Consider the following 5,536-nt stretch of genomic DNA (forward strand, 5'->3'; position numbering starts at 1 on the left):
TTCCGCAACGCTACGAACCAGCGGCTACGCACACGCTGCGTCACCACCCGCCGAGCCCGCGGATACCTCCGCACCGCTCAACTTTGAAGACCCGGCAAGCTCGGCCCCGGCCGTACCGTCGCGGTCACGGGCATCGGCGGGCTGGGCAGCTACGCGGTCCAGTACGCGAAGCTGCTCGGCGGCGGCGCGACCGTGGTGGCGCTCGCGCGGACGGACAGCAAGCTGGACGTGGCGAAGGAGAACGGCGCGGACCACGGGATCAACGTCAGGGACAAGGCCACGGAGGCCATCCAGGACGAACTGGAGAGGCTGACCGGCCGCAGGACGATCCACGCCATCCTGGACTGCGTCGGCAGCGAGCCGTCCATCTCCATGGGCTTCGACCTACTGGGCCCCGAGGGTGCGCTGGCGGCCGTCGGCCTGATGAGCCAGCGCGTCGAGCACCGGCAGTTCCCCTTCGTGGGCACCGAGTTGTCCTACATCGGTTCCTTCTGGGGCAACCACCTGGACCTCGTCGAGGTGCTCTCGCTCGCCGAGGCCGGCCTCGTCAAACACAACGTGACCAAGGTCAGGCTGGAGGACATCAACGAGAACCTGGACGCCCTGGGCCGTGGCGATGTCATCGGACGCCAGGTCATCGTCTTCGGATGACACCTCGGCGGGCAGACCCGGCAGACGCCGGGTCTGCCCGACACCACGCGTGCCGGGGCCGACAGGACAGCGTTCCCGATCTCACACTCTGACAGGGGCGCCGCCTTCATGATGCATCGAGACCTGCGCTCCACCGTCAGGAGTCCCATACGCCCGCAGATACGCGGCTGGACTGACTCCATAGGTTGATTTAAAGTTCCTGATGAAGTGACTGGCGTCAGAAAAATGCCACCGGGCGGCGATTTCAGAGACCCTGGCCGCGCTGCCCAGCTTGATGAGATCGTCGTGAGCCCTCTGCAGGCGACTGCGGCGAACGAATGCCATGATGGAATCATTTGATTCCGCGAACGACCGCTGCAGCGTCCGCAGCGAGACGCCTGTCATGTGGGCGATCACGGCCGGAGACAGGTCACCCCTTTCCAGATTCTTTTCGATGACATTCCTTGCTACCTGCAGAGCGGTTTGCGGATGATCGGAAAGCGTCGCTTCCGGGTGTTGGGAGAGGATTTCAGAGAACAAGGTCGTGCAGGCACTCAGTGCAAGGTTTCGCGCCGAGGGCGAGCGATCCAGGTCGGCACTGCTGCGCTCGACCACCTCCAGGAAGTTCGTCAGGAATCGAACTTCAGGAGTCATCGCGTCCGCCACATAGGCGTGATTGAAAACTCTTGCCGACCCGATCCGAGAAACGAGCAGCGGTCGTGGAATGGTGACCACGCGGATGCGTGTACCTGCTGCACATGAGAACTTCCACGGCATGTTCGTGTCGCGAATGCAGATCTGACCCGGCTCTACGACGCTCTCCCCTGTTCTTCCTGTGAATCTGAGGGAGCCTGCGGTGACCAGGTCGGCGACGATCGGGTACTGCCCCTCGCCGCGTCCGGAGATTCCTGTCAAAGAATCACAGTACACCTCAGCCGACAGCAGATCGTCGAACAGGTGCCCGTTCGCCGAGAAATTGAATCCACGAACAGAGTCGGGCTGGGGGATTTCCAGACCGTTCAGGTGCGCGAACGGACCGCCCTCCCATTCCGCGAAAGGATGCACAGATTCATGAATTTGCCGAGCGGTCAGATTCACGGTGCTTGCAAAGTTCGTCGCATGACCGAAATCACTTGATGGGTTGGCCGGATTTTTGAGAACTTCACTACGCACCGCAGCGCTTCTCTTTCCCTGCTCGCCTGCAGAAATTCGATCGCACACCTGAACCCAGTCGTGGTCAGCGATACATGGGCTTTAATTGCGCGCCTTCCGGAATGTGCCAGCGCCGACGGGTCGGACAGGACTGACAACCACGCGAGTCAGATGCACTGCATTCCCTATCTGTCGCGGGTCTGCACCGTACCTTTTGCGGGCACCCCTACGCTTTCCCTGAGAGTGAAAAGGAGGTAAAAAGTTCCTATGCCCAGCAGTGTGACGCCGCTTTCGTGCGTGGGTGGCGCCTGGATGCCATTCCTGGCGTGCATGTTCTATCGATGCACATGCATCCATGGTAGCCGGTACGGGTCTGGTGGCTGGCTGTCCATCTCACACCCCCATACATACGCACCCTGACACGGCACAGAAAAAAGGTGCATTGACGGTGGGTAATCAGGCGGCAGCCGAGTTCGAGGACCGTGGGATCGGTCCCGCGCCGTCGACGGTCAGCCCGGGAGACTGAAGGTGAAGACCGAGCCGCTTCCCGGGGCGCTCGACGCCGTAACCTCTCCGCCGTGAGCCTCGGCACGGCTTGCGGACGATCGACAGGCCGAGTCCACTTCCGCCGTGCTGTCGACTGCGTGACTTCTCCGGCCGCCAGAAGCGGTCGAAGACCCCGGGCAGATCCTCTGCGGCGATCCCTGAACCGGTGTCGACGACTCGGTGACCGTACGGCTTCCTCCGGGGGCCGGCGTGCGGGCGTCATGACGCCGACCGGCGTCGCCGCCCTCCTCACGGACCCGCAGGATGACGGCCACGCTGAGTGTGATGTACAGAGGAGGCTCGGTGCGATCCCCTCTCCAGCCTCGGGGTAGTCCTCGAAGCCGTCCAGAGCCTCTGCGTCAGGCGCCGGAAAAGCCGTGGCCGACCATGGAGAGCGGATCGACAACGGAGTCGAATGTCTTCTCGTGGACGTGCCCGCTGGCCAGGGCCGCCTCTTTGAGCGTCTGACCATTGGTCAGCGCGGATTCGGCGATGTATGCAGCGTTCTGATACCCGATGACGGGGCTCAGCGCCGTGACCAGCATCAGGCTCTCGTCAACGTAATGACCGGGCGCATAGCGTTCAGCTCGAAGTTTCCCTGACTGCCGGCGAAGGCAACTGCTGAGTCGTTGCCGAGCACCTGAATTGCGATCATGACGATGGCTTCGCACCGGGTCGGATTGACTTTGCCGGGCATGATCGAGGAGCCGGGTTCGTTCTGTGGAAGCAGTAGCTCGGCGAATCCGCTGCGTGGGCCCGAGGCCAGCCACCGCATGTCGTTGGCGATCTTCATCAAGGCCACGGCCAGTCCGCGCAGTCCCCCGTGCGCCCGCACCATCGGGTCCAGGGACCCCTGTGCCATGGACTTGTTCTCGGCCGTGGCGAAGGGCTTGCCGGTCAATTCGGCGATCTTGTTCGCGACGTCCCGGCTGAAGCCCTTTGGCGCGTTCAGCCCCGTGCCGACGGCGGTGCCACCCAGGGCGAGGTCGAGCAGGCAGCGGCGGCTGTGCTCGATTTCCTGGATGCAGGCGTGCAGTTGCGCTGCATAGCCGGACCACTCCTGTCCGACGGTGAGCGGTACGGCGTCCTCGAGGTGCGTGCGGCCGATCTTGACGACCTCGGCCCATTGCGTGGCCTTTGCCTCGATGGATGCGGCGAGTTCCCGGGCCTGAGGCAAGAGATGCTCGTCGATCTGTTGCACGGAGGCGATGTGCATCGCGGTCGGGAAGCTGTCGTGCTGGACTGCCCCATGTTGGCGTCGTCGTTCGGGGCGATCGGCTGCTGCGTCCCGAGCGTGCCGCCGAGCAGCTGTGATGCACGGTTGGATATGACCTCGGTGACGTTCATGTTGCTCTGGGTGCCCGACCCCGTCTGCCAGACGAAGAGCGGAAAGTGGTCGTCGAGCTCCCCCGCGATCGTCTCCTCAGCTGTCCGTACGATGGCCTGCTTCTTCCACTCGGGCAGCCGCCCGGCGGCAGCGTTCACCAACGCTGCCGCCTTCTTCACGTAGCCGTAGGCGTTGCCGCACATGGCCGCCTTCGCACTCGGGTTCTGCCCGCAGCGCGTCCGAGGCGGCCATGCCACTCGCAGTCGTCCGGGAGGCGATCACCCCACGGGAGTCTCGGGCTGCATCTCGTAGGAGTGTTGGATGGCCGGGTGGCGGGTCCCGAGGCCGTCCGTGACCTTGCGCTCCCACGGAACCGCCTGGAGGCGCTTGGTCTCCTCAACCATCGACTTGGGCTCCAGGTTGCGGTAGCTGTCGACTTCTCCGGCGGCGACAGCCGTCAGCGTGGCGAAGACCGCTTCAGGGTCGAATTGCGGGCGGGGGAAGGCGAGCTTGGAATAGTCGAAGAGCCTCTGTGACGGGTCGTCCTCCCAGCTTTCCCAGGTCTGGAACATGCGGTCGTTGAAGCCTGTCAGGAAGGGTCCCGGGTTGACTGTGGCGACTTCGATGTTGTATTCCTGCAGCTCGTAGGCCATGGTCTCGGCGATCGCCTCAATCGCGTGCTTCGAGGCAGAGTAGATGCCGGTGAACGGGTTGACGTTCAAGCCTTCCCGCGAGGACATCCAGACGATGCGGCCGGCCCCGCGGTTGATCATCTGCTTGGCGATTCCCTGGGTGAGGACGAGCGGCCCCGTGACGTTGACCTCGAACTGGTGCCGAATGTTCGACTCGGGAATGTCGACCGTGGAGCCTCCCTCACCGACGCCGGCATTGTTCACCAGAATCTCCACACCCCAGTCGAGGGCCTTGCGGCGGTCTCCGTCGTTGGTCACGTCGAGCTTCTCGACCCGAAGCCTGACCCCGCGCTCAGCCGCCTGCCATTTCAGCGTCTGCACCTGGGCGTAGATCTCCACCCCGGCGATCACGTCGAAGCCCTTCTCGGCGAGGCGCATGGCGGCTTCGAACCCGAAGCCAGTGCCCGCTCCTGTGATAAGGACCTTCTTCAGTGCTGCACGCGCCATGTTAAGGGTTTCCTTTCAAGTTCCTTGTCCCACAGTCATCGAAGGACTCACATGGGCCGATGCACGGCGGCTCGAAGCAAGAGCTGAGTCTGTGCGGGGTGACTGCGACCGACCTTCGAAACTGCCCGTCATACGCAGTGGCGACCTCGATCCGAAGGTGCGCGGCGAGCGCGTCTCCGGCTCAAGAACCAGTCTGAGCCCGCAAACTACTACTAGCAACTCAGAAAAACTGAATCTGCGCAGAATTGAATTCAAGTGCCAAAATTCTGTATCTAAGCGCTACTGGTCTCAAAAACTTACCCGGGCCATCCAAGATGGCGTGGTCCCTCGCGGGGCTGGTCCACCCGGCTATGGCGAACCCGGCCGACATGCGCTTATGCAGCCGTAGCCAGAACAATCCGTTTCTGCACGGCCCGATGCCCGAGGTCCATGATCTGACGGAGCGCACCGGGCGCGTCAGAGTTGCCGCGGCAGTCTGCCCCGACTAATTTCAGAACTCCTGATCGGGAAACCTACAAGTGAATGTTGATGGCCGTCACGCAGGATGGATCTTTGAAGTGCCGGGAGGCCCGGAGCCCGCTCGTTCCTGCTGATCAGGCCGACCCGTGGACAACGCCCCACCGCCCTCCGCTGCCCGCACGGCTGTGGGCCCAACGTCGATCGTTTAGGCGGCTCGGCTGGGGTGTGAGTTTTCTTCCGATGCTGCGTCAGGGCGTGTGAGCTGAAGGATTGTCACGTCTGC

General features: G+C 63.2%; 4 protein-coding genes and 2 pseudogenes. 1 reads left to right on the top strand and 5 read right to left on the bottom strand.

Going from position 1 to position 5,536, the window contains the following annotated elements:
• Positions 1-141: 141 nt before the first annotated feature.
• Positions 142-651, top strand: a complete 510-nt coding sequence (locus ACIBJF_RS51835) for a zinc-binding dehydrogenase (RefSeq protein ID WP_399184872.1) — start codon at positions 142-144, stop codon at positions 649-651.
• Positions 652-732: 81 nt separating this feature from the next.
• Here the strand turns inward: ACIBJF_RS51835 and ACIBJF_RS51840 are convergent, their stop codons facing one another.
• The 5 genes and pseudogenes from ACIBJF_RS51840 to ACIBJF_RS51860 all read right to left on the bottom strand — a co-directional run bounded on the left by ACIBJF_RS51840 (position 733) and on the right by ACIBJF_RS51860 (position 4,794).
• Complete coding sequence (locus ACIBJF_RS51840; protein ID WP_399184869.1) at positions 733-1,803, bottom strand: helix-turn-helix domain-containing protein; 1,071 nt, start codon at positions 1,801-1,803, stop codon at positions 733-735.
• 488 nt (positions 1,804-2,291) lie between these two features.
• A pseudogene (locus ACIBJF_RS51845) lies at positions 2,292-2,505 on the bottom strand (sensor histidine kinase); the annotation flags it as partial.
• A 182-nt stretch (positions 2,506-2,687) separates the two neighbouring features.
• Positions 2,688-2,873, bottom strand: a complete 186-nt coding sequence (locus ACIBJF_RS51850; protein ID WP_399184870.1) for a hypothetical protein — start codon at positions 2,871-2,873, stop codon at positions 2,688-2,690.
• Positions 2,873-3,858 (bottom strand): annotated as a pseudogene (locus ACIBJF_RS51855) (lyase family protein). Before ACIBJF_RS51855 ends, ACIBJF_RS51850 begins: the two are co-directional and overlap by 1 nt.
• 75 nt (positions 3,859-3,933) lie before the next feature.
• On the bottom strand, positions 3,934-4,794 hold the full coding sequence (locus ACIBJF_RS51860) for an SDR family oxidoreductase (RefSeq protein ID WP_399184871.1): 861 nt from the start codon (positions 4,792-4,794) through the stop codon (positions 3,934-3,936).
• Between the last annotated feature and the right edge of the window lie 742 nt (positions 4,795-5,536).

Source organism: Streptomyces sp. NPDC050743 (assembly GCF_044456925.1).
Classification (GTDB): domain Bacteria; phylum Actinomycetota; class Actinomycetes; order Streptomycetales; family Streptomycetaceae; genus Streptomyces.